Raw genomic sequence first — 24691 nt, 5'->3', positions numbered from 1 at the left:
GCGTCCCGGTGCCGCCGTCAACGAGTGGTGGTGACGTACTGGTCCGGCGCCAACTCGAAGACGCGTACGCGCCGACCACCGGCGGGATTGACGGTCTCACGGACCAGACGCATCCCCAGTCCGGTCATGGCCCGCTCGGACGCGTCATGGCCGACTTGGGTGATGCTGACGATCCGCTCTGGATCACTCATGCCGGGCCGCGCCGCGAACTCGTCTGCCGGACGGTCCCCGCGGTGCCGGCCGAGAGCCGTCGGCACCGCGGGGCAGGGCCGTCAGGTGGGCAGTCCCCACTTCTGGGCGCCGGTGGCGTTGCAGGTGTACAGCTGTAGTTGTGTGCCCTCGGTGGTGGAGGAGTCGGGGTCGTCCAGGCAGAGACCGGAGTGCGTGTTGACCAGGGAGCCGCCGGTACCGGCCTTCCACTGCTGGGCGCCGGTGCCGTTGCATGTCCACAGTTGGACCGGGGTGCCGTTGCTGGTCCCGCTGTTGGACGCGTCCAGGCACTTGCCGAGGGTACGGATCGTGCCGTCGCCGGCGATCGTCCAGTCCTGGGCGTAGGTGCCGTCACATCCCCAGATCTGGACGTGTGTGCCGTCGGCCGTACCGGAGTTGGCGGCGTCCAGGCACAGGGACGAGGACACCCCCGAGGTGACCGCTCCGATGCGCGGGCGGGACGGAGGGGCGAGGGAGCCGCCGTAGGAGGGAGGCGCCTGGCTGGGGGCGGACGCCCAGGAGGTGTTGGCCGTGGTGCCCAGCGTGTACGCGAGGGTGCCGCCCGCGGTGAGGGCGGAACCGGGAGCGTAGGCGTTGTTCCAGGCCGAGCCGCCGAACGTCGCCGACTGCACGTAGGGGGCGTTGTCGGCGGCGCCCGCACCGGTCACGGTGAGGGTCTTGCCGGACGGCAGGGTGATGTCGGCCCGCGGGAACAGCGGGGAGCCGAGGGCGAGGTCGGAGGTGCCCGGCGTCATCGGGTACATGCCCAGCGCGGACCACACGTACCAGGCGCTCATCGCGCCGAGGTCGTCGTTGCCGTCGGCCAGCCCGCCGGGGGTGTTCGACCAGATCTGGTCCTGGACACGGCGGACGGTGGCCTGCGTCTTGTACGGCTGCCCGGTGTAGTCGTACTCCCACGGCAGCTCGATGCTGGGCTCATTGCCGACCCAGGCGTAGCCGTTGGCACCGGTGTAGCTGCGCAGCACGGTGTCCAGGTAGTCGTTCATGGCGGCGTTGCCGCCCTTGGCCTGGGACAGTCCGGCCACGTTGAACGGCACCATGCCGGTGTAGATCCAGGAGTCCGCCTCCACCATGTCGGTACCGCTGGTGGGGTCGAAGCCACCGGTCCAGGTGCCGTCGGCGTTGCGCGGCTGGACGAACCCGGATGCCGGGTTCAGCACGTTGCGCCAGTCCTGCGCGCGATCGGCGTACGTCTGCTGCGTGGTCTTGTCACCCAGCGCCCCGGCGAACGCGGAGAGGGCGAAGTCGGCGGTGTCGTACTCCAGGGTGGTGGCCACCGGGCCGTAGAAGTTGCAGCAGCCGTAGCTTCCGTCGTGCGGCATATAGCCGGGCTTCGACAGGTAGTTCAGTCCGGGGCGGTTGTTGTTGGGCTTGCTCGCCTCGGCGATCATGTCCTTCAGGGCGGCGGCGGTGTCGAAGTTCCGCGCTCCGAAGGCGTAGTAGTCGGCGATGATCGCGGCGCCGGGGTCACCGACCATCACGTACGACTCGCCGTTGTTCTCGGACCACTTGGGGAAGCGGCCGGTCTGCGCGTAGTCGTCGACCATCGACTGCGCCGTGTCGGACGCGACCTGCGGTGCGATCAGGGCTTCGAGCTGGGCCTGGGTGCGGTAGATGTCCCAGCCGGAGTAGTTGGCGTAGGCCGCCGCGTGGCCGGAGTCGACGGTGTGCGTGGTGCCGTCGAAGCCGGGGTAGCGGCCGTCGGTGTCGCTGATCACGTTCGGGTGCAGCAGGGAGTGGTAGAGCGCGGTGTAGAACTGTGTCTGCTGGTCAGTGGTGCCGCCCGAGATGCGTGCCCTGCCCAGCAGCGTGGTCCAGGCGCTCTTGGCGGCATCACGGGTGGCGTCGAAGTTCCAGCCGGGGTTCTCGGCGGTGCGGTTGGCGACGGCACCGGCCGCCGACACGTACGAGATGCCGACCTTGGCCTGCACGACGTGGTCGGACGTGGTGTCGAAGGTGACGTACCCGTTGGAGGCCGCCGCCCTTGGTGCGACGGCCTTCCCGGTCGCCGGGGATGTGGGCGTAGCACCGTGCAGTCGTGGCTTGTTGGGCGTCTCCGGCGCGTTCTTGGACAGGTGCGGGGTGGCGGAGGGGGTTTTGGCGGCGGGCGCGGCCGAGGTGCCCTGGGTGGTGAAGGGCCGGTTGAAGGTCATGTCGAAGTAGACGGTGTAGGTGTTGCCGGCACCGCAGAAGTGGCCGCTGGTCACCTGCCCGCTGACCTCGGTGGCGGAGACCTTCGTGAACTGGGTGTTGGACGCGGTGCTCTGGCTGCCGGCGAGCTTGAGGACCAGATTGGCCTGTTTGCTCGCCGGGAAGGTGAAGCGCGCCATGCCGCTGCGGGGCGTGGCGGTCAGTTCGGTGGTCACCCCGTTGCCGAGGCCGACCTTGTACGAGCCGGCCGTGGCGGACTCGTTGCTGTGCGAGAAGGCGTCGGTGGCGCCCGTGTCGACCGCTCCGACCGTGGGCAGCACGGGGATGTCCCCGGCCGCGCCGCAGCCTGGCCCCGCGATGTGGGTCAGGCTGAACCCGGTGATCGAGGAGTCGTTGTACTCGTAGCCGCCGCCGGATGGGCGCGAAGGGGTGTCCGGGCTCCACTGGACCATGCCGAACGGCGTGTCGGCGCCGGGGAAGTCGTCGGCGGCGTTCGAGGTGCCGATGAACGGGTTGACCAGCGAGGCGGGGTCGGAGACCGGGGCGACCCGCGCCGTGCTCGCACTCGCGGCGTCCTGGGGTGCCGCCTGGGCGGGAAGCGCGGCGACGCAGACCAGCGCGGTGCCGATGCCGAGAGTGGCGGTCAGGGTGCGGCCCCGGCGGCCCGCGGGGCGTCGTCGGCTGCGGAGATGTCGATCACGTGTGGACATGACAACCCTGTGCATGGCTTTCTTCCTCCCGAGGGGGTGGGATGGGGGAGGCGGTGATGGAGGATCGCCATCTGCCGTCTGCTGGGGGGAGGGTGACACCGGGTCCGGTGTCGGTGTCCCGAGCCGTCATATACCGCCGAGTTCACGCCTTCGAGGGATTGACATCGTTGTCAGAGCGGTTCCGTGTGCGTGCGCGTGAACAGGGCAGGAACGCATGGAGGACTCCTGGAAGGCGATGCGACACATGAGGTGCCCACGGCTGGGGAAGTGCGCTCTCAGGGGGAAGAAGCTAGCCAGGGGCCGGACGGCGCGTCAATGGTTCGCGCACAACCTGGAACCACTTCTCCCGCGGGCCTCGCGTACGGGCGGCGCACCGCGCACACTTGCCATGCCGGGGAGCACTTCGGGTGGTCCGCCGAGAAGGGGGGCGTCATGGGCAGCTCCGACGCGGTGCCGACGCTACGGGTTCGGCAGCTCGCCGCCGAGCGCGGATTCGGGCCACCCGTCACCACCGTGGCCGTCCGCCCCCTCGAAGGCCCTGACCTCGCCGCTGGGTGCCTCTGCGTCCTGCTGACCGTTCCCGGCCTGGTGCTGAGCCTGCCGTTTCCCTGGCCCGCGACCGCGCACACGGTGGGTTACGGGCTGCTCGCCGCCGTTCCGCTGGTCGTGCTGGGCGCGTGGCTGCGCCACCGCCGGACGCGGCGCCCGACGGCGCGCGTACTGCACTGCTGCCAGGAGGGGCTGATTCAGGAGACCGAGGACGGAGTCGAGGCGTTCGCCTGGCACGAGGTGCTCGTCTACGACTGGACGACCACCTCCCGGCCTGTCGGACAAGGCAACAACCGGTTCGACACGCGTCACTTGAAGCTGACCACCCGCGAGGGGCGGGAGATACGCCATCTGACCAACTCGCGCCAGGCGGACGTCATTTCCCGGCTGGCCGACACGGCGGAAGCCTCCCGCGCCCGGGAGCAGTGGGAACGCACCGGTTCGGTCACCTTCGGCGATCACACCCTCTCCACGGCGGGGCTGACCGTCGACGGCACGCTTCACCCCTGGTCACATCTGCGGCGCTCGCCCTCCCCCTTCCGCGCCCGTCCCCGCCCGCTGGAGGCCCGCACCGGCACCGACCGCTGGAAGCCCCTCGCGATCGACGGCGCCACGACCCCGTACCGGAGCGTGCTGCTGGATCTCATAGGCCGACGCGTCGACGACCGCGGCGCACTGCGCTGAGCCGACAGTTCCCGATCTTCCCCGCCCCTTCCCGGCGCCCCGCTGTCGCATCGCGCGAGCGTGAAACAGCGGGGCGCCGGGCGCCTCACCCCGGAAAGCGGCCTGCGCCGGCTCAGCGGTCGCCGCTGCCGTAGGGCCTGGTCAAAATCTCCAGACGGTGTCCGTCCGGGTCGTCGAAGTACACCCCGCGGCCGCCGTCCCTGTGGTTGATCTCGTCGGGGCGGTCGCGGTGCGGGTCCGCCCAGTAGGTCAGGCCCGCCTCGCGGACCCGGGTGAAGATCGAGTCGAAGTCGTCCTCGGAGACGAGGAAGGCGTAGTGCTGCGGGGTGATCGGGTCGGTGGTCGCCATGTAGTCCAGCGTCACGCCGTTGGGTATCCGCACGGGAACGAACGGGCCGTACTGCGGGGACACCTCCAGACCCAGCAGATCCGCGAGGAACCGGGCGGACGCCGCCTTGTCGTGCGCGGCGACGATCGTGTGGTTGAGTTCGACTGCCATCGGTCGGGCCTCCTGCCCCTGGGCGCCAGAGCCGCCTTCCACGCTAGCGACCGCCCGGGCCGGCGTCATCCGTCTCTGGTCCCGGTCCGCCTCCGACCTGCGACGGAGGCGGACCGGGGAGACCGGGTGACCTCCGGCCCGGGCCGTGCCACTGCCGCCCGAGCGGGACTTTCCTTCCTCAGTTGGCGGGGCGTCCGTTCATGCCTGCCAGGTCCTGCGGGGTGAGCGGGTTCATGGCGGTCACGTCACGCGGGGCCAGCGAGAATCCCTGCCAGTGCACCGGCATCGGCTGCTGGTCCTCGTCCCGGGCGATGTGGTGGAAACCGATGTTCACCCAGGTGATCGGGTGGGTCAGCGGCTGTCCGTTCACGAACTTGTCCACGCTGGTGGGGCTGCCGTTCGGACACCCCGGGTTGTTGCTCGCGTACTGCTCGCACGCCTTGTACTCGGTGAAGTACACGTCGTGCTTGGTGTACGGGCGCCCGGGGTGCTTCTGGCTGGGGCCGGGCACGATCTCGTAGGAGCGGGGGTGGCCGTCCTTGTTCTTGCCCGCGGTGCTCACCACGCGCCACCACCGCATGTCGGTGCGGTCACCGATGAATTCCTTGGTGATCGGTGTACGGCTGGTGCTGGTGGTCGGGCTGCCGCGGCCGCTGGGAGGGGTGACCTTGGAGTCGTACTGTTCGACCTTGGCCTTGGGCGAGCCGTCCAGGCCGAAGTCCATCCGCCAGAAGACATTGTGGGCGTGGCTCTCGGCCTTGGCCTGGTTGCCCTTGCCGATGGGCCAGCCGCGGGTGTCGCCGCCGTCGAAGTCGTACGGGGAGAGACTGCCGGTGGCGCCGACATTGGAGCTGATGGTGCCGTCGGAGGCGAAGCGCCACTCGGTGATGTACTCGTACCACGACGCCTTGTTGACGGTGTAGACGAGCAGGTCCTTGCCCTGGGCCGTGTAGACGTTGCCGTTGCCGTTGGTGCTGGCGTCGTTGTTGAGGCGGTAGGCGTGCCCGCGGGCGCGGGTGGTGACGCACAGGCCCTGGACCGTCCCCCGGTCAGGGACCTTGACGGACTTGATGGTGCCCCCGGGGCACTCGCTGGGCTTGAGTTTCTGGAGCTGCTGCCCGAAGTCGGTGCCGGTGATGTCGTCGTACTCGGCCTGGCCGTCGTCGTAGGGCACGTGGACCTGGGCGAGCCGTGCGCTGGCGAGTACGGGTATGGGCTTGGCCTCACTCTTGGGCTGGTAGCTGACCTTGTCCAGAACCAGGCCGGAGAGCGTGTTGTAGTGCCAGCACATGCGCCAGGTGGTGCCGCCGTCCAGCGTCTGTTCGATCTTGTACGCGGCGCTGCAGTCGGCCGGGGCGGCGGACGCGTTCGGGGCGGCACGCGGTGCGGCGGCCGCGGGACTCGTGAAGGCGAACGGTGAGCCGAGCAGGGTGGCGGTCGCGAACATCGCCGCGGCTCGTGTGCGGGTGCGTGTGCGGGTGCGCGGAATCATGGTGTGGTGCGGGGCATGCATGAGCGGTCGGCTCCTTCACCGGAAGAGGAACGGGGAGATCAGCCGAGCCGGCCGACGGAGCGGGCGCTGAGGTCGACGACGAACGCCCGAGTGTCGATCCAGGGGCCGTTCTTGACCTTGGCCACGACCTGGAGACAGCGGTGTTCGCCGCACGGCTCCAGACCGGCCGGCAGCCGCTTGACGGTCTCCTTGCGGAAGACGAATCCGCTGAGGTCGAGTTCCGCGGGCCCGGTGAGGACCTTGCCGGTGGCCTTCTTGTAGTCCTGCTTGAGCCCCGCGCCCTGTGCGTCGGTGATCAACACCCGTGCGGCCTCGGTCAGTTCTTCGTGACTGGGCGGCGGTTGTACGTGCTGGGCGGTGTTCGTGGACGTCACGGTGCCGGTCGCGAGGTCGACCGTCTTGGTGATGGTGACGTTCTTCTTGTAGTCGTAGAACATGACCTCGGCGCGGCGAGCGCCCTGGCCCGTCCCGTCCTCGGCGAGATTGGTGGCGATGCGCTGCGGGCCGCTGCCCCCCTCCACGTCCCGGGCGGCGGCATTCATCCCGCCGTTCTGCAGCGCGATCCGCTCGGCTCGCGCGGTCTCCGCATCGGTGAGCGGGTCGCTCCCCACCCCTTGGTCCTGCTCCGCGGGTACAGCCTCGACCTTGCCGTCGGGTGCCACAGCGTCCTGGCGGGCGGTGCCCGCCGACACACTCCGCCCCCCGTCCTCCGCCTGATGCGGGAGCACGACCGCTATCAGCGCGGCGGTCGCGGCCACAGCGAGCGATCCACCCGCTACGACCTTGCCGAGATGTCGTTCGATCAGGTGCCGCACATCCTCCTCCTACCCCACTCCACGGACCCGTTTCGTGGTGTGCCGACTGTGAGTTCAGGCGGATAGACGGACACAAGCGCGTGGAAGTTGCCTATGTTTCGGACACACCTCATCCGATGGGGAATCGCTCGGTTCGCGCCTAATCCCCCCGGCCGCTCGTCCCCGGTCACCGGCGGGCACGCGGCGGCGGGGAGCAGGCCGCAGTTGAGGTATGACGGGCCCGGCGTCGGGCGAGCGCTGTGCGCCGGAATGCTCGCTTTCAGGTCATGTTGCGTCGATCGTCGCATCTTCCCAGGTCAACGCCTATTAGATTGAGGTGCTCGTACATCCGGTTGACCGCGGATGCACGGTACGTCGTGCAAGGAGGCGAGCAGTTGACCTCAATGGATCGAATCGGGCGCGCACGCGAGCGGGCACGGCTTCGGGCAGTCATCGACAGAGCACACGGCGGACGGGGACCGGCGAGCGTCGTCGTCAGGGGGGAGCGGGGGATCGGCAAGTCGGTACTGCTGGGCGAGTTCGCGTCGCTCGCAGCCGATGCCGGGTTCCGGGTGGCCGCCGTAGCGGGGCGGAATCAGCCCGGGGACCCGCTCGGCGCCGCCCTACGCGTCGTCAGCCGGCTGGAGGCGACGATGGCCGAACCCGCCGGAGGCGCCACACACGCCAACCACCGTGCAGCGCACCGCGCCGCGCACCGTCCCGAGCCGGACGACGAGACGCCACCCCCTTGTCCCGGGTCGGCCGACGCTGCACCACACCGCCGGGCGTCGGCCGACGAACCCACCGCATATCGCTCGGAGCCGGGCGACGACCTCACCGCACACCGCTCGGAGCCGACCGACGAACCCACCGCACATCGTCCGGAGCCGGGTGACGAACCCGTGCGCCCCCGCTCCGCCCCGAGCGGGCAACTGCTGTGCGAACTCGTGGAGTCGGTGTGCCGACAGGCCGCACGGACTCCCGTCGCGATCTGCCTGGACGACATCGGACATCTCGACCCGTGGTCGCTGCACTGGCTCGCGAGCCTGCACGCGGCGGCCTCCGACCTGCCCCTGGTCATCGCCCTGACCGGCGGGAACACCGCCGAGGCGGACCAGGACCCGGCGGCCGCCGCGCTCGCCGCCGACACCGAGCACCTCGAACTCACCGGGCTGGAACCGGACGAGGTGGGCGCGTTCGCGGCGGCGTACCGCGACGTCGCGCTGGACGCGCCGACCGCCACGCTGTGCCACGAGCTGACCGGTGGCAACCCCGCCCTGCTGCTGGCCCTGCTCACCGGGCACACCGGCACCGCACCCACCGCCGACGACCTGCGCGAGACCGCCGCGTCGGCGGTGCTGCCCGGCGCCGAGCGCTGGCTGGCCGGACTGGGCGGACCCGCCCTCGCGCTGGCACGGGCCGTCGCCGTCCTCGGCCCCCACGCGGAGATCACCCAGTGCGCCGAACTGGCGGGCCTCTCCGTCCGGGAAGCGCTGCCCCTGGTCGACGAACTCGTCGCCCGCTCCCTCTTCGCCAACCGCACCCCGCTGTCCTTCCGCCACCCCCTGCTCGCCGGGATGGTCATCAACCGCGTCCCGGCCGGCACCCGGGCCGCCCTGCACCTCACCGCCGCCGGGATCCTGCGCGACGGGCACTTCGGGGCCACCCGCGTGGCCCGGCAACTGGTCGCCGCCGGACCCCTCGGCCTCGCCTGGACCGTCCGGCCGATACGGCTCGCGGCGAACCAGCTGGAACGCGAGGGCCGGCACGAGGAGGCCGCCCGGCATCTGCGCGGAATGCTCCGGGAACGCCTGCGACCGCGGGACCGCTCGTCCGTGCAGCGCCAGCTCGCCGCGCTGGACGGGTTCGTCGCCCCCGACAGCGCCGTACGGCGGCTGGACGCCGCCCGGCGCGAGGCCGACGACCCGCGCTGCGCCACCGACTACGCCGTGGCCCTCGGCACCCTGCTGGCCGAGTGCGGACAGCCCGAGGACGCGGTGGCCGTCCTCGACGACACCGCCGAGCGGCTGGCCCCGGCAGCGGCGGACCAGCGCTGGCGGCTGCGCCTGTACAAGGCGCTCACCTGCCTGGACGCACCGACGCCCGCCCTGTCCGTCGACCTCCCCGACGGCCTGGCCGCACAGGCCCCGCCCGACGACGAGGCCCAGCGGGAACTGTCCGTGCTGCGAGCCGTCCACGCCCTGCGCGAGGGCACCGACCGGGACGCCGCCGTGGGGCACGCCCGCGGGGCGTTGACCGGAAGCGAGGTCCCGAGCCGCCTGCTGTGGCACGGCTGCCAGGTCCTGATCCGTGCCGACGAACTCGCCGACGCGTGGACGTACTGCAGCCGGGCCCGCCTGCCGGACCAGCCCCGGCCGGGCACGTGGGCGGACGTCGGCGTCGATCTGCTGCGGGCCCTCGTCCTGCGCGCCCGCGGCGATCTCACCGCCGCCGACACCGTCCTGACCCCGCTGGCGGACCTGCTGCGCCCGGCCGCCCGGGCCGGCCGGCTGCCGGCCACCCTCACCGTGGCGGCCCTGGCCGAGGTGCGGGCGCAGACCGGTGACACGGACGCCGCCCTCGCCCTCCTCGCCGACTGCGCACTGGACGGCGAACTGCCGCCGCGCCAGGACACCGTGGCGGTCCTGGCCGCCCGCGCCCGCGTACGGGAACAGGCCGGGGACACCGCGCGCGCCCTGGAGGACCTCTACGCCGCCGGACGGCTGCTGGCCGACTCACGGGTGCGCAACCCCGCGGTGCTGCCATGGCGGTCCCGCGCCGCCCGGCTGCTCGCCTCCCGCGGCGACCTGACCGAGGCGTCCGCGCCGGCCGCCGCCGAGTGGGAGGACGCCCGCCGCTGGGCGACCCCGCGCGCGATCGGCACGGCCCTGCACGCGCTCGCCCTCACCGAGACGGGCGAGCGCCGGGTGCGCCGGCTCGCCTCGGCCGTGGAGACCCTGGCGCACTCGCCCGCCCGGCTGGAACTCGCCTGCGCCCGCCGTGACCTGGGCGCCGCGCTGAGCGAGGCGGGACGCGCCGACACCGCGCGCACCGAGTTCCGCGCCGCGCTCTCCCTGGCCGAGTCCTGCGGCGCCCAGCCGCTGGTGCGCCGTATCCTCACGGACCGCGAACGCCTGTGCCCGGCGGTGGACGACGACCGGGTCCCGCCCGCCCTGAGCGGCCTCACTCCGCAGGAACAGCGGATCCTGGGCCTGGCGCGGGCCGGGCACACCAACCGGGCCATCGCGGGCCAGCTGTTCGTCACCGTGCGGACCGTCGAGTTCCATCTCTCCGGCGCCTACCGCAAGCTCGGCATCTCCGGACGCGACCAGCTGGCCGACGTCATCCCCGCACCGCTGGGCAGCGGCGGCGGCCGGGTGTAGCAGCGGGGGCGGGACACGCGCCGGTCCGGTCCGGCGCGTGTCCCGGTCGCCGCGGTCCGGTTCAGCCGGTTCCGCCGGCGGCCCACGCCTCGCCGGTCCGGCGCCACTCGGGCCGCCCCGAGGCCGGATCGGCGGAGGCGACGTACCGCTGGAAGCTGCCGACCGCGTCGACGCCGTGCACCGCCTCGACGGTGTGCGCCGCCAGATGGCACAGCAGCGCCCGGTCGACGGGCTTGAGTCCGAGCCGGTTGAGGTGCAGGTAGAGGTAGTTCATCATCAGCCGGAACGAGGAGAACCAGTCGTCCGTCCGGACGAAGTCCTCATGCCCGTGGTCCGACCGCAGCACCGCGTGGAACTCGCTGGTCCGGCGCGTCGGCATCCGGGGCGCCCGGGCGGCCCCGCCCATCGACACCTCGCCGGAGGCCAGCAGCGGCTGCGCGATCCGCTGGTGGTGCCGCACCGCCGCCGCCCACTCCGTGACGAAGGGAACCGCGTCGCCGCCGCCCGCGAGCGTCGCCTCCACCGAGCGCAGCCGCTCGCACAGCACGCTCTCCTGCCGCCGGAACCGGTCGTCGAAATCGGCCCGCACGGCCACCGGGTCCCGGGTGCGGGAGAGGAACGCGTCGGCGTGCGACCGCAAGGACAGGAAGCCCCGTTCGATCGGCTCACCGCCCGCGGTGAAGGGGACGGCCGCGACGGACGCCGTCGTCCACATCAGGTCCAGGGCGAGCAGCGGCAGCGCACCGCCCGCCCGCACCCGCTCGTACGCGCCGAACGCCTGGCCGTCGGTGTCGCTGAGGAAACCGGCCAGCAGCTCGCTCGCCCGCAGCGACTCCAGTACGGGCAGCCGGTGGTCGTAGGGCTGTTCCAGCACCGTGTTGTCGGGCACCCACGGGTGCCTCGGGCCGGTCTCCATCTCCAGCTCCGCCAGCCGGGCGTGCACCGGGGCGAGCGCCTCCTCGTCCAGCCGCACCTGGGAGGGACGGGCACGCAGATGGTCCGTCACGATCCCGGTCACCGTCGGCCGGACGCGCTCCTCCCAATCCACCGGACCACAGCGGAAGTTCAGCCGCAGATGCGGGCCGCGCAGCCAGTGCCGGCCGAACCAGGCCCCCTCCACCCACGGCGCCACCGCCTCGAAAGCGGGCCGGACGGCGTCCAGGACGAGGTCCGGCTCGGCCTCCTCGTCGTGATGGTGGACATGGAGGCTGTACCAGTGCGCGGCCGTCCCGGTCACGAGGCGGCCAGCGCCTCGGGCAGCTCCGCGAGCACCCGGCCCACCAGGAACCGCAGCTGGTTCTCCTGCCACAGGGTCAGGCCCAGCCGGTTGCTGACCAGATGGGCGCAGCGCAGCAGCACCAGGCTCGTGCCCGGATGCCGGGTGTCGGTCAGCCCGAGGGGTTCCGCGAGCGGCGAGGCCGCCCACGCGGAGGTGAACGCGCCCGTCTCCTCCAAGGCGTGCAACCGCTCACGCAGCCGCCGTACCGAAGCCAGCCAGTAGGTCCGCTGGTCCTGCCGGCCCGCCTCCGGTTCCTGCGCCGTCAGCCAGGTGAGGCGGGCCCGCGCACGGAGCCTGTCGCGCTGCGCCAGGTAGCGCGGCGCCACGTCGTCGGCCTCGGGGCCGCTGCCGAAGGGCAGCGGGGGCCCGCCGTGCCGCGCCCACTGGTCGCGGACCTCGTCGCACAGCGCGAACACACCCACGACGAGGTCGAAGGCGAGCAGCGCGCGCTGCTCCACCGTCGCGCCCGCCGCGACCACGGACAGCGCGAGCCGGCTCGACTCGAAGAAGTGCTGTTCCACGGCGGCGATCGCCGCACCCCGGCCGTAGTCGTCGTACTCGCGCTCGTACGGCAGGAACTCGACGCAGTTGTTGGGGCGCACCAGGTCGTCGTGCCCGCTGCGGCCCTCCAGGCCGGCCAGTCCGGCGGCGACCTGGGTGAAGCGGGAGCGGTCCACCACGTCCGCGGCCGGTGCGCGGGCCAGGAACTCCCGGATGTGCTCCCCGGCGCGCCGTTCGATCGCCGCGCGGTCCGCCGTCCGCGCGGGCAGCAGCCGCAGCCGCACATGGGGGCCGCCCTCCCAGTACCGCAGGAAGAAGTACCGCTGCACCTGCCCCTCAGCGGTCAGCTCCGCGACCAGGGGCCGCACGCAGTCGGTGAGCAGCAGATCCTGGTCGGTGTCGTAGAAGATGTGCGCGCACACCCAGTCCGCGCCCCGGGCGGTCTCGGGGTCAAGCGGGCCGCTGTCGTTCTCCGGCATCCTGTCCTCCGTTGATCTCGATCAGAAACTCGGTCACCCGGGGACCGCTGTCCCCGTAGCCGGGCATGTCGTCCGGGTCGGGCAGCGCCTCCTGGAGGAACAGCACCTGCCCGTCACCGGTCACCGCCCGTTCGAACACGCCGGCCAGCAGCAGGTTCGCGAAGTCGACGTAGAGCGGCTTGCGCGACTTGATCCGCCACACGCTGCCGCCGACCACGGAGGCCGGGTCCAGGGCGCGCACGAAGCAGCGGCGCGGGATGCCGTGCTCGCGCAGCCAGCCGGCCAGTCGCAGCAGGTGCGCCCGGTCGCTCGCGCCCTTCTCGCGGACCGGTACGGCGGACGCCGGGAACACCCACTGGCGGCGGCTGACCGTGGTCTGGCCGACCATCACCCGGGGTTCGGCCAGCAGGCCGCCCACCTCGGCCAGGGACGGGTCCCCGAACATCCGGCGGCCCGGGATGAGCAGGTTCGACGTCGCCCCGAACGCCTGGAGCAGCAGCCGGATCGCGGGCGGCAGCCACAGCTCGGCGATGAGGTTGGGATGCACCGGACGCACCTCGCTGTCGCGGCCGCGCGACCACAGGACGAGCAGGCCCCGCGCGGGATCGTGGCGCACCAGCAGATCCGACAGCGCGATGCGGTGCCCGGCCGCCCGCTCGCTGTGCCCTCCCGGGTAGTCGATCTCGTCGGCCACGGCGGACCGGCGCAGCCCCACGTTGCTGCCGAAGTGCCGACAGGTGTCCGCGACGGTCACACCGTCGTCCGGCTCGGCCGTGTCCGCCCGGGCCTCGATGCCCGCCTGCGTCAGCAGCCGGCTGATCCGGTCCCGCCCCCGGCCGTGCCCGGAGTTGACCGCGTTGACCACGAATCCTGGCTCCGGCCCGGTGAGGGGCTGCCCGTAGAACGCCACGGAGTCCGGGGCCCGCATCCACCGCGGCCGGCCGTCGACCAGCTCCGCAAGGCGCGCAGGGTCCAGCCGCACCACGCCGTCCGCGCCGGCGTGCTCCGGCGCGGCGAGCGCGCACACCTCGGCCCGGACGGCGGCGAGTTCACGGATACGGGGTGAGCGGTGCTCCAGCAGGGAGGCGTAGCCGTGGGTGGCGATGGACAGCAGGCCCGGCAGCTCCGGGTCCTCGCGCAGCCACTCCTGCACCGCCCGGTGGAAGGCCAGGAACGGCACGGTGGCACCGACGCCCACACGGTCGGCGAAGGTGTCGGCGAGGGCCACCCGGCCGGGCAGCGCCGGGTCCAGTACGGCGTAGACGCGGCGGACGGTGTCGAGGTCCCGCAGGACCGGCTCCCAGTCCTGGCGCGCCGGACCGGCCAGCGGCTCCGCCAGCAGCGCGTTCTCGATCACGCTGTTCTTGGCGGGCAGCTGGATCCGCTCGGGCCCGGCCAGGTCCCGTACGCGGCGCAGCGCGTCCTCGATCGCCGTGCCGCACCGCAGCCGGTCCGCCGCGTCCGGCAGCGTCGGGTACTCCGCCACCCGAGCCGCCAGCACGTCGAGTTCACCGACCAGCTCCGCGGTCTCCGGGCCGGTGCCGGCCAGCCAGTCCCGCAGGGCGGCGAGCGGGTCCAGCGCCTGGTCGGCGAAGGGCCGCTCGGCCTCAAGGAGTCCCAGTTCCACCAGCCGGCCCAGATACGCGTCGGCTGCGGCCACGTCGTTCCCGGTGCGCGCCGCGACCTCGCGCGCGGCGTCCGCGCGGACCCGCCCGGCCGCGCCGACCGCCGCCACGCAGGCCGCGAGCGCGGCGCCCGCCGGCAGCCCGCGCAACGGCTCCTCCGGCCCCGGCCCGAGGAACTCCCAGCGCCCGTCCGCCGGCTGGGCGCTGGGGTTGAGACGCAGCCGCAGCCGGGCGGCCAGGCCGGGGCGCAGGCTCAGCTGCCGTACCAGTTGCTGCACCACCCACACGTTGATCTCGGCGACCGTCACCACGGCGGGCCCCGAGGCCGGCGGACGGGCCGGCTGCGCGCCCGGCTCCCGCCAGACGCCGAGACCGCTGACCGTGAAGGTGCTGAAGGGGCTGGTCTTCATGGTGACCCGGGCCAGGTACTTCGTCAGGCGCAGGGCCAGGGAGCGGTCCGGCACCGCCTCGTCCGGACGCGCCAGCCACTTGCGGACCTGCCGGTAGAGCACCGGACTGCTCAGCACCAGACCGTGCTGGAAGCCGGGATCGGCGACCGCCTTGCGCAACAGCAGGTGCTGCTCGGCCGTCCGGTGCGCCACCAGCTCGTCCAGCCGTACGGTGGCCCGCTCGTGCGCGGCGAGCAGCTCCGTCCAGGACCGCACCGCGGCGGTCACCGCGGGCGGCAGCGACGCCCGCACCTCGTCGTTCCAGTAGCGGCCGGTCAGGGCGCGCCGGTTGTGGACGGCCCGGCGCAGCGCCACCAGCGAGGACTTGCCCGTCGTCGCCTGCCCGATCAGCCCGTACAGCGCGTCGGACAGGCCGCCCTCCGCGGCGCTGAGCGCCCGCTCGCCGTCCAGGACCGACTCGACCCGGTGCCACAGCTCCGGTGAGCCCATGTCGTCCAGCATCGGCACCGGCAGGCCGCCGACGCGCACGCCGAAGACGTCCGGGGTGGTGTGGTTCGCGGTCATGGCCGACTCCAGTCACGGGAACGGGTGCGGGTGCGGATTGATCTCCGACGGGGTCAGCGGGCCGGCCCGGTAGCCCAGCAGCGCGGGCAGCCGCAGCAGCCGCGGTAGTCCGTGGGTGCGGCGCATGCCGTGGCCGAACGTCATCGGCAGCAGGCCGGGAGCGATCACCTTCGCGCAGGCCAGCCCACCGGCCCGGTGCTCGTCCGTGGTCTGGTCCACCACGATCACGTCCTGGCCGCGGCGGGTGAAGCGGGTCGCCACCTCGGTGAGGTCCTCCCGCAGATCCGTGCCGCGCGGCCGGCAGTCCGCGCGCGCGAACGCCTCCGCCACCGGGAGTCCCGGTACGTCGTCGCCGGAGGACCCGTCACCGAGGAGGAAACCGAATCGTTCGAACGCGCCGGGATGGCAGTACAGCAGGGCGTGGTCCCGCATCTCCCGCACCTGATCAGGGTCGCTCACCAACGCCCCGATCCGCTCCCGCTCCTCCCGGTAGGCGTCCCGGTTCCAGCCCAGATTGGCCGACAGCTCCAACAGGCCGTTGAGCACGGCCTGTTCGGGATCGAAGTGCGCGCCGGCGGCACAGACGGCGGCGGGCTCCACCGCCGACTGCCCGGAAGCGGGGGAGAGGGCCGCCGTGGGATGCACGGCCATGACCCACGCGGTGGGGATGCCGTGCTCGGGCGTGGTGGCGAAGGCCAGGACCCGGTGTCCGCTGTCCTGCCGGATACGCTCGGCCAGCACCGCGATCCGCGGGTCCGACACCGTCGCCAGGTCCACCCGGGGCACCGGCAGCCGCGCGTACCAGGTGAGCAGGAACGCGTCCCGCTCCGCCAGCTCCACCACCCCGTGCAGTGCCGCCTCCTCCAGGCAGCCGCCCAGGGCACACCCGTTGGACACCTCGTACGCCAGCGGCAGGGCGTCCGGATCGCCGTGCCGGGTGCGGTAGTACGCGTAGTCCTCGGGTACGAGGATCGGCGCGTCGCGGGCGAACGAGTACCCCCACACCCAGTCGAGTGCCGTCCTCGGGTCGAACGGCGGGTAGGGGAAGCCCGGTTCGGCGTACCGTTCGGGCGGATACAGCCCCAGCTCGACCGGGCACAGGGCCTGGTCGGCGACCTCCCGGTAGGAGGCCCGTACGGTCGTGCGCCGGCCGCCGGGGCGGGCACCGCCGAGCCGTTCCAACGCCTCCGCCAGCGCGGTGCGTTCACAGGACGCGTAGGCGAGATCGCGGCCGAAGCCCGCCTCCTGCTGCCCGTCCGGCAGGTACAGCGGGGCGGACACCATCGGATAGCGGTAGTCGGTGCGCACGTCGAGCTGCCGGACCACACCGGTGTACCCGTCGACGTACGTCCGTACCAACGACTCCCAGCCGTCCCGCAGATCGCGGACCCGGTAGGTGTCCCGGCCGAGTTTGGGCCGGGCGGTGTCCAGGAGCACCGGCGGCCGGTCGTCCGGGAGTCCGCCGCACTCGGTGCAGCGGGGGTCGGGCAGGAAGGGGCGGGCGTCGGCCGCCATGGTCGTCAGCGACAGCATCACCAGGCCGTGCCGGGTCAACCGCCCTTCCGGGTGGTCGAGTTCGTCCGCCACCAGCTCCGCGACCGCGTCGCACGCCCAGGCGGTGAGGACCGGCGTGGGGCGGTCGGCGAGCCGCTCACCGAAGCGCCGTACCAGCTCGGCCCGGGGGCTGTCCGGTCCCAGGGCACGCTCCCGCCGGGTGCGGGCGCACCGGGCGCAGCCCGTGCGTCCGGGGACGACCATGGGCCCGATGACCACCTTGCCCAGTTCCACCCGGACCGGCAGCCGGCGCGTGTGCGCGGGGACGGCGGCGCAGTCCGCGGCCCAGCCGTCGTCGGCGACGACGGTCACGGCGGGGGCGCCATCGGTCTCCGGGAAGCCGGTGTCGGTGGCGTCGGCCCCGCTGTTCATGGCTGTGGCTGTGGCTGTGGCTGTGGCTGTGGCTGTGGCGTCGTCGCCGCCGGGCGGTGTACCGCGCCTGTGGGAGAGCGCCGCCCGGATGGCGGTGGCGAGCAGGCCCTTGCCGAGGACCGCCACCGGGGCGGGGCGGGCTGTGGCGGTGTCGGTCACGGTCACTTCCCTCGTCGGTGGGAGCGGTGCCGTGTCCGGCGGGCGAGGAGCCCGCCGGACACGACGGTGCGATGTGTGACGCTCCAGCCGAGCGGCGCGCGCCGCTCAGCGCCGCGTCAGCAGCAGCAGCACGAGCAGCAGCTCGCCGGGGTGCCGGTCGAGGTGCAGTTGGACGCGCCGATCTCGACCATCGCGTGACCCACGTTGATCGACTCCAGGCCGGCGCCCGGGGAGGTCGGCAGAACGTCCAGTTCGTCGACGCTGAGGTCGGCGAGGTCGAGGACGAGTTCCTTCTCCATCGGATTCCCCTTTCCAGGTTGTCGGTTGTGCAGGCGACCAGGGATCTGGCCGGGTTCGATGTTCGGCCGGGAGGGGCCCCGGGGTCTTCACGGTGCGACCGCAGTCCCGCCCGTAGGATCGCGCGACCCTGGCCCCGGGTCCGGACCCGGGGAGCCGCGTTTCACCAGGTCAGCGGCATCTCGTACTGCGCGGTGGGCCGGCGGCGGCCGACGGCCATGCAGAACACGGGTACGTACGCCGGGTCGGTGACACCCAGCGACTCGCGGACGACGCCCTCGTGGTACCCGTTGGTGATCCGTACGGAGCGCCCGGCCGCGGCGGCCAGCACGCTGACGCGCTGGGCCACGATCCCGCTCTCCTGGTGCAGGACCCGGTAGCCACGGGCCCCGAACGCCCGCTCGCCCGCTATCCGGTTCACGGTCAGGAACACGAGCGCGTCGGCCTTCGCGGAGTTCACCGCGGGAGTCCGGTCGCAGAGCATCGCGGGGACCGCGCGCCAGTCGCGCCCGGGCAGGCGTACCAGCGCGGGGGAGGGGTCCAGCCGGTACATTCCGGTATCGAGGCCGTCGATGCCGAGTGCGAGGACATGACAGTCGACGAGCGGGCGGCAGTCCCGAACGGTGTGGTCGGAAGGTACGGGCTCCAGGGCGTGCCGGAGGATGGCGGCGAGTTGGTGGACGGGCAGCGGCTCGCCGCCCGGCAGGAACATCCGGCCACCGGAGTCACGGGCCCGCAGGGCGGCGGCCAACTCGACGCCTCCCGGGACCGGTTCGGGCACCGCCAGGGACAGTACCGGCCCGTCTTCCCGCGCATCGGCCGGAAGGTGGAAGGCCTGTGGGTCCACCACGGGGCGTCCGGCCGCCCAGGTCCGCCGGGCGGCGCGGTCGACCTCCAGCAGGCCCGACCAGGCGGCGCGATCCACCGTGTTGGTCCGCACCTGCGCCGGCCGGATGACGGGCAGCGTGTCGGCCGCAGGGGTCACGTGGGCGGTACTGGGCGGTGGCGGGGGAGGAGAAGGGCGCGCCGGGGCGGGGACGAGCGCGGGCAGCGGGCCGGTGCGGAGGTCGAGTACGGCGACCGCGGTCTCCTCGGTCCCGTCCAGGCCCAGGGCCCGGTTGACGATCCGGTCGTCGAACCGGTGGTGCACCCGGGCACGCAGACCCAGCGCACCCGCGGCCAGCAGGACGTTGCCGACCGTCAGACCGGCCTCCTGGGCGCACAGGCGGTAGGCGTAGTCGCGGTAGCGGAAGGCCGCCTTGCGGAAGCAGACCGCCGCCACCAGCAGGGCGGCGGGGCCCCCGTCCGCCCCGGACGCGGCGGCGGCGCGCTCCGCTCCGACGGCGTCGAGCAGCACGTCCGGTACGGCCCCCGCCCGGAGCCGGGTCAGGGCGTGGTGCGCGGGGTCGTAGTGGTGGCAGCCGGCGGGCAGGTCACCGGCGCGGTCCGCCGTCCACAGGTACAGCTCCACCGGATAGAAGCACCGGGCGGAGGCCACCAGCCGGTGATAGGGCCAGACGGCGTGCGGCCCCACCTCCATGCGGCCCATCCCGTAGGCGCAGTGCAGCAGCGCCGAGACGGCGGGCTCGTCGAGCCGGTCCGGATCCGGGGCACCGCCGGGGTGTGCCCGGCGGAAGGCGGCGAAGGACCACCGCGCGTCGCCCACCGCACGGCCCGGCGCGCTCAGCGGGTGCCGGGGCAGCCCGCGGTACGTCTTGGCCGGCAGCGGATCGTCCGCCCCGCCCTCCTCGCCGTGGCCCTCCGCGAAGAGTTCCCGTACCCCCTCGAAGGTGCGGTGCCAGAAGCGGAGCCCGACGGAGTCGGACTCGGGGGCGGCACCGGTCGTGCCGTCCGCCGCCCCGGTGCTGGTGCTGGTGCTGGTGCCGATGTCCGCCGCGCTAGTCATCGAGGACCACGACGCGGAGCAGGGACGGCAGCACCTCGTGCACGGCGGGGTCGTGGTCCAGCGGGACGGCCACCGGGCGCAGCCCGCGAGCACGCAGACACTCCACCATGCGCTCCGGCCCGGGCGCCGACGGCCACCGAGCACCGGCCGCCGAACCCTCCCCGGGCGGTGCTCCCACCCCCGGCACGGTCGGCGGCGCGTACGCCGGCTCGCCCGTGAACACGGACTGCCGGTCCAGCAGCACCTGCTCCAGCCCGTCCGCCACCGCCTGCGGACCGCAGGTCGCCGCCACCGCACGGCCTTCCTGCCACCAGACCAGCACCGGCACACCGAGCGCGGCCCCCGCGTCGGCCACCCGGACCGTGCCACCGGCCGCGCGCAGCAGCCCGAGCAGGGACTCGGCCCGGGTGTCGAGCGTGGCCCGGGCGAGGTCCAGGGCCACCGGCCTGGCCCGCCCGCCGACCACGTCCGCCACGGCCAGCCGGACACACTGCTGGGCCACCCCGTCGGCCACCGCGTCGTCCCAGCCGAGCCGCGCCGCCACCCCGGGCCCGAGCCCCGACGCCACGGCAGCGGGCACCCGCCGCGCACACCGGTCCATCACGTCCCAGCCCCACACGGTGGCGTCCGCGTCGACGCGGCGGGGGTCCGTGCACCACGCCGCGTACGCCGCGAGGCCGCGCAGGGCGGCCGCGCGGCGGGCCTCGGCGAAGCTCGTCCCGGCGCCGAACACGCGCGGGCCGCCGTCGTCCGTGGGCCGGACCGCCTCGGTGACGTTCAGCGGCACCTGCGTGAATTCGCCCTCGTCCAGGCCGCGCAGTACACCGAGACAGGGATCGAAGCAGCGCGCCGCACGCGCGGAGAACTCCTCCGCGCCGACCGGCCCGGCCGCCTGGAGCGCGCGGACCCGGCCGGCGAACTCCGCCTCCCGCTCCGGACGCACGGCGGTCCGCGCCTGCGGATGCGGCAGGAAGGCGTGGGTCGAAGTGCGCAGCGTCTCCAGGTCGACACGGGTCAGCTCCGTCTCGTGGGAGCCGCTGATCCCGGTGCGGGCCTTGAAGGCGGCGAGCCCGAGATGCCCGGCGACGACGGCGGCGGCCGGACCGCCCAGGAAGCGGCCGTCCCGGTACGGTCCCGCCGCCCCCAGCCGGGCCCAGGCCGAAGCCCAGCCGGGCCCGCACGGACCCAGCCAGGCGACGTCGTCGAGGACCAGGCCCTGCACCAGGAGGGCGCCGGAGTCCCGGCAGAGCCGGTCAAGGCGCACCGCGCGGTCCACCGCGTCCCCGGCGGACACCACGTGCAGCACCACATCGGCGCGGGCTGCCGCCGCCTCCTCCGCGTCGGACCACGCGGCGTGCTCCACCTCCTGCTCGGGGTCACGGCGCAGTGCCTCGGCGGCCAGCTCCGCGAGCCGCCCCGAGTCCGTCGCCGCCTCGGCCGTCCGCACCGCCCGCAGCCGCCGCACCCCGGAGTGCAGCGCCGAGCAGACCAGCGAGACGAACACCGGGCCCGCACCCATCACGACGACGCTGCTGTCCCGGTACGTCTCGAACCGCCTCGGGGCGGAGTCGAGGTAATACTCGACGAACGCGATCTCGGCCGCGTAGGTCTCCAGTTCCCGCTCGGTCAGCCCGTGCGGAAGGTCCTCGGCGGCGTCGAGGACGGATCCGGCCGCGTGCAGCCGCCGTACCAGGGCGTCCACGGCCCGCCGCTTGTCCTCCGCCAGGCCCCGCACCAGCTCCGCCAGCTCGGTCCGGCCGTCGAGGTGCGGGGCGAGCCGGTCGAGCCATCGGGCGGCGGCCCGGCCGCGCAGGGCGACATCGGCCCCCGCCCCGAACACATGCACTCCGTCGTCGGTCGGCACGTACAGCACGTCGGACTTGAGTTTGGGACGCATCGCCAGCCTCCGGGTCGGTGGTCTGGCGATTGTCACGGCCATGGCCCCGCCAGTCCTGACGGGACCACCGAAGAACCTGCCACAGGTTCAGCACCGATGGCGCCGCCCGTACCCCACCGCCACCCGGGCGCCGTGCGGCACGGGTCCGGGCAACTCCCGTACGGGACAGCCGCCGTCGACCGTCCGACCTGCGGTGCCGCGCAGCCCAAACGGGCAGGAACGGTCACGGGCGGCAGCCGGACGGGCACGGTCCCCGCTGCCCTGGTGGAGATCTCCGGCCACGCCTTCCCGGGCTGTCAGGCGGTGAGTACCGAGATACCGTCTCCTACCAGTTTCAGCCCGAGCACGAAGAACAGGACGGCCATGACGGCGACGTTGTGCTGGGCCGCCCAGTCTTTCCAGTTGCCGAGCGTCGACTTGGCTCGTTCGCCCCCGAGGAGGAAGACCCCCAGCGGAGCCAACAGGCCGAGGGTGGCGATGACCACGAAGATCGCGAGTGCTCCGATCTGCTGCGCGACCGGCAGCCCGGCCGAGCCGATCGCGGCGCCGGCCGCGATGGTCAGCGGGGCGTTCTTGGCGTTGAGCGCGGCCAGGGCGAGGCCGAGTCCGAAGACCTTGATGGGCGCGAGTCGGTCGATCGCGCCCATCCACTTGGGCAGTTGGGCCTGTGACGGGTCTCTGGGACGCCGGTGCCACTGCCGGGAGCCGAAGAGGACGAGGAGCAGTCCCAGAGCGAGCTTGAGGGCTCCCACCCAGGTGGCCGGATGATGGTGTGCCGAGGCACGTGCGGGGGAGGCGATCGCCAGCATCACCGCGCCCAGTACGGCGAGCCCCAGCAGCCAGCCGACGGTGAAGAGGACTCCGTTCAGGCGCCCCCGCGGCGTGGCGAGTACGAGGATGACTGCGATGATCGGGAGCGGGCTGATCGCGACGCCGGCCGCAAGGCCCAGCACGTCACCGAGGACTTTGCCCATGGTTGTCTCCAGCCGGGGCCAGGCGTGACGATCGAGTCGCATCCGGCGCGAACCGGTGACTCAGTCCCGTCCCGCGACTGCCCCGGACGTTGTGGACTGCTGTACGTGTCCGCACGACCACACCGATGCGGGCGACCACACCGATGTGGCAGCGGGAACATGGCCAGGAGGGCGTACTCGGCACGTCTCCCCCCTCATTTTCCTACTCCTGGCCGGATTCTTCCTGGCAAGCCCCCCGTGCCGGCGCTCGTGGTGCGGCATCCCATGGCGACCGCGTCGCGCAGGGCGGACAGTGGAAGCAGGGGCTTCAGAAGCAGGGGCTTCACAGGAACGAGAGACCATGAACCGTTACCCGCCCATCGCCGACCACGGCCTCGTCGGCGACCTGCAAACTGCCGCTCTGGTCTCGTACCAGGGGGACGTCGACTGGTTCGCGGCGCCCCGGTTCGACTCGCCCAGCGTCTTCGCCGCCCTGCTCGACCACGACCGCGGCGGCCACTTCCTGTTCGCGCCGGAAGACCGGAGCACGACCTGCAAGCAGCTCTACTATCCGGACACCGCGGTCCTGGTCACGCGTTTCATGTCGCCGGACGGGGTCGGCGAGGTGTTCGATTGCATGCCACCGGATCGCACCGGCACCCCCACCGACGAGCATGTGCTGATACGCGGCGTGCGGGCGGTGCGCGGCACGGTGCGCTTCACTCTGGAGTGCCGACCGCGCTTCGACTACGCCCGGGCCACCCACCGTCTCGACGTGCAGGACAGTACCGCCACGTTCCGGGCGCCGGACGTCACCGCCTATCTCCAGAGCACCTTCCCCCTGCAGCGGGACGGCACGGACGTACGGAGTTCGGTCACCCTGAAAGCGGGCGAGGTGGCCGCGGCGGTGTTCACCGTCGGCGGACCGGACTGCGCCCTCCCGCCGCCGGTGACTCCTGACCGGGCGATGGAGCGCTTCTGGGACGTGGTGGACTTCTGGCAGCGCTGGGTGCGCTCGTCCCGGTACCACGGCCGGTGGCCGGGGGTGGTGCACCGCTCGGCGATCACTCTCAAGCTGCTCACCTACGCACCCACGGGCGCCCCTGTGGCCGCGGCCACCATGGGCCTGCCCGAGCAGATCGGAGGCGAACGCAACTGGGACTACCGCTATACCTGGGTCCGCGACGGCTCGCTGTCCGTGCGTGCCCTGCTCGACCTGGGATTCGCGGAGGAAGCGGCCCAGTTCACACGCTGGATGGGTGATCGTCTCCAGGCCCGGGAGGGCGTGGACGGCGAACCGCTGCAGATCATGTACCGCGTCGACGGCGACCCCCAGGTGCCGGAGGAGATCCTCTCGCACCTTGAGGGCTATCAGGGGTCGCATCCGGTCCGGCTGGGGAACGCGGCGTCCGATCAGCTGCAACTGGACATCTACGGGGAGGCGCTCTACGCCGTGTCGGAAGGACATCAGGTCGCCCAAGGGGGCAGCTACCACGGCTGGAAGAACCTCGCTCGGACGCTGGACTGGCTGGCTGATTCCTGGGATCGCCCCGACGAAGGCATCTGGGAGACCCGCGGTGGGCGCCAGGACTTCACCTTCAGCCGGGTGATGGCGTGGACGGCCTTCGACCGAGGACTGCGCCTGGCCAGAGAGTACAGCCGTCCCGCCGACGCCCTGAAGTGGACCGCGGCCCGCGACACCATCCTCGAACAGGTGATGGAGCGGGGATGGAACGAGAAGGAACAGGCCCTCGTGCAGCACTACGGAAGCGATGTCCTCGACGCTTCGCTGCTGCTCATCCCGCGCGTCGGGTTCCTGGCACCCAGGACGACGAGCTGGTTGTCGACCCTGGACGCGATGGAACGCACGCTGGTGTCGGACAGCCTCGTCTACCGCTACGACCCCACGGCCTCCCCGGACGGCCTGCGCGGCTCCGAAGGCACCTTCAGCCTCTGCACCTTCCTCTATGTGGACGCTCTCGCCCTCGCCGGACGGACTCGCCTGGCGCGCTACGCCTTCGAGAAGATGCAGACGTACGCCAATCACGTCGGCCTGTTCGCCGAGGAGATCGGTCCCAGTGGCGAGCAGTTGGGGAACTTCCCGCAGGCCTTCACGCATCTGTCGCTGATCATGGCCGCCACCACCCTGGACGACGCCCTCGACCAACAGCGTGAGTGAGA

At 72.8% G+C, this 24691-nt stretch carries 16 protein-coding genes; 3 read left to right on the top strand and 13 right to left on the bottom strand.

Features of this window, described 5'->3' with window-relative positions:
* Nucleotides 1–17: 17 nt before the first annotated feature.
* Nucleotides 18–191 carry a hypothetical protein gene (locus tag ABZ858_RS20260; RefSeq protein WP_361380018.1) on the bottom strand — a complete coding sequence of 58 codons (174 nt, stop codon included), beginning with the start codon at nucleotides 189–191 and terminating at the stop codon, nucleotides 18–20.
* 81 nt (nucleotides 192–272) lie between these two features.
* The gene (locus tag ABZ858_RS20255) at nucleotides 273–3092 is read right to left on the bottom strand and encodes a lectin (RefSeq protein WP_361380015.1); all 2820 of its coding nucleotides are present in this window, start codon (nucleotides 3090–3092) and stop codon (nucleotides 273–275) included.
* Nucleotides 3093–3524: 432 nt separating this feature from the next.
* Here ABZ858_RS20255 and ABZ858_RS20250 point away from each other — a divergent pair, with 432 nt between their 5' ends.
* The gene (locus tag ABZ858_RS20250) at nucleotides 3525–4325 is read left to right on the top strand and encodes a hypothetical protein (protein ID WP_361380012.1); all 801 of its coding nucleotides are present in this window, start codon (nucleotides 3525–3527) and stop codon (nucleotides 4323–4325) included.
* 112 nt (nucleotides 4326–4437) lie between these two features.
* Here the strand turns inward: ABZ858_RS20250 and ABZ858_RS20245 are convergent, their stop codons facing one another.
* From ABZ858_RS20245 to ABZ858_RS20235, 3 genes are all read right to left on the bottom strand, one after another.
* Nucleotides 4438–4824 (bottom strand): VOC family protein, encoded by a 387-nt coding sequence (locus ABZ858_RS20245; protein ID WP_361380009.1) that lies wholly within the window; start codon nucleotides 4822–4824, stop codon nucleotides 4438–4440.
* A 178-nt stretch (nucleotides 4825–5002) separates the two neighbouring features.
* Nucleotides 5003–6271, bottom strand: coding sequence for a copper amine oxidase (locus ABZ858_RS20240; RefSeq protein WP_361380229.1), 1269 nt, complete (start codon nucleotides 6269–6271; stop codon nucleotides 5003–5005).
* 104 nt (nucleotides 6272–6375) lie between these two features.
* Nucleotides 6376–7152 (bottom strand): Tat pathway signal sequence domain protein, encoded by a 777-nt coding sequence (locus ABZ858_RS20235; protein WP_361380006.1) that lies wholly within the window; start codon nucleotides 7150–7152, stop codon nucleotides 6376–6378.
* Between the two features lie 266 nt (nucleotides 7153–7418).
* On the opposite strand from ABZ858_RS20235, the gene ABZ858_RS20230 reads away from it, so the two are divergent.
* Nucleotides 7419–10514, top strand: coding sequence for an AAA family ATPase (locus ABZ858_RS20230; RefSeq protein WP_361380003.1), 3096 nt, complete (start codon nucleotides 7419–7421; stop codon nucleotides 10512–10514).
* 61 nt (nucleotides 10515–10575) lie between these two features.
* Here ABZ858_RS20230 and ABZ858_RS20225 read toward each other — a convergent pair whose 3' ends face one another.
* From ABZ858_RS20225 to ABZ858_RS20190, 8 genes are all read right to left on the bottom strand, one after another.
* Nucleotides 10576–11751 carry a thiopeptide maturation pyridine synthase gene (locus ABZ858_RS20225; RefSeq protein ID WP_361379999.1) on the bottom strand — a complete coding sequence of 392 codons (1176 nt, stop codon included), beginning with the start codon at nucleotides 11749–11751 and terminating at the stop codon, nucleotides 10576–10578.
* Nucleotides 11748–12773, bottom strand: coding sequence for a lantibiotic dehydratase C-terminal domain-containing protein (locus tag ABZ858_RS20220; RefSeq protein ID WP_361379996.1), 1026 nt, complete (start codon nucleotides 12771–12773; stop codon nucleotides 11748–11750). The genes ABZ858_RS20225 and ABZ858_RS20220 overlap by 4 nt, the downstream gene beginning before the upstream one ends.
* Nucleotides 12745–15372: a lantibiotic dehydratase gene (locus tag ABZ858_RS20215; protein ID WP_361379993.1), complete on the bottom strand. Its 2628-nt coding sequence runs from the start codon at nucleotides 15370–15372 to the stop codon at nucleotides 12745–12747. Before ABZ858_RS20215 ends, ABZ858_RS20220 begins: the two co-directional genes overlap by 29 nt.
* Before the next feature lie 12 nt (nucleotides 15373–15384).
* Nucleotides 15385–17457: a TOMM precursor leader peptide-binding protein gene (locus ABZ858_RS20210; protein WP_361379990.1), complete on the bottom strand. Its 2073-nt coding sequence runs from the start codon at nucleotides 17455–17457 to the stop codon at nucleotides 15385–15387.
* A gap of 116 nt (nucleotides 17458–17573) precedes the next feature.
* Entirely contained in the window at nucleotides 17574–17756 is a 183-nt protein-coding gene (locus ABZ858_RS20205; protein WP_014677372.1) for a hypothetical protein, read from the bottom strand.
* A gap of 161 nt (nucleotides 17757–17917) precedes the next feature.
* Nucleotides 17918–19660 (bottom strand): SagB family peptide dehydrogenase, encoded by a 1743-nt coding sequence (locus ABZ858_RS20200; RefSeq protein WP_361379986.1) that lies wholly within the window; start codon nucleotides 19658–19660, stop codon nucleotides 17918–17920.
* Nucleotides 19653–21557 (bottom strand): hypothetical protein, encoded by a 1905-nt coding sequence (locus tag ABZ858_RS20195; RefSeq protein WP_361379983.1) that lies wholly within the window; start codon nucleotides 21555–21557, stop codon nucleotides 19653–19655. Before ABZ858_RS20195 ends, ABZ858_RS20200 begins: the two co-directional genes overlap by 8 nt.
* 296 nt (nucleotides 21558–21853) lie before the next feature.
* The gene (locus ABZ858_RS20190; protein ID WP_361379980.1) at nucleotides 21854–22531 is read right to left on the bottom strand and encodes a GAP family protein; all 678 of its coding nucleotides are present in this window, start codon (nucleotides 22529–22531) and stop codon (nucleotides 21854–21856) included.
* Between the two features lie 340 nt (nucleotides 22532–22871).
* On the opposite strand from ABZ858_RS20190, the gene ABZ858_RS20185 reads away from it, so the two are divergent.
* Nucleotides 22872–24689, top strand: a complete 1818-nt coding sequence (locus ABZ858_RS20185) for a glycoside hydrolase family 15 protein (protein WP_361379977.1) — start codon at nucleotides 22872–22874, stop codon at nucleotides 24687–24689.
* Nucleotides 24690–24691: the final 2 nt, after the last annotated feature.

The sequence above is a fragment of the Streptomyces sp. NPDC047017 genome, from assembly GCF_040644175.1.
GTDB lineage: Bacteria > Actinomycetota > Actinomycetes > Streptomycetales > Streptomycetaceae > Streptomyces.
This window is presented reverse-complemented; position numbering and strand designations above follow the sequence as displayed.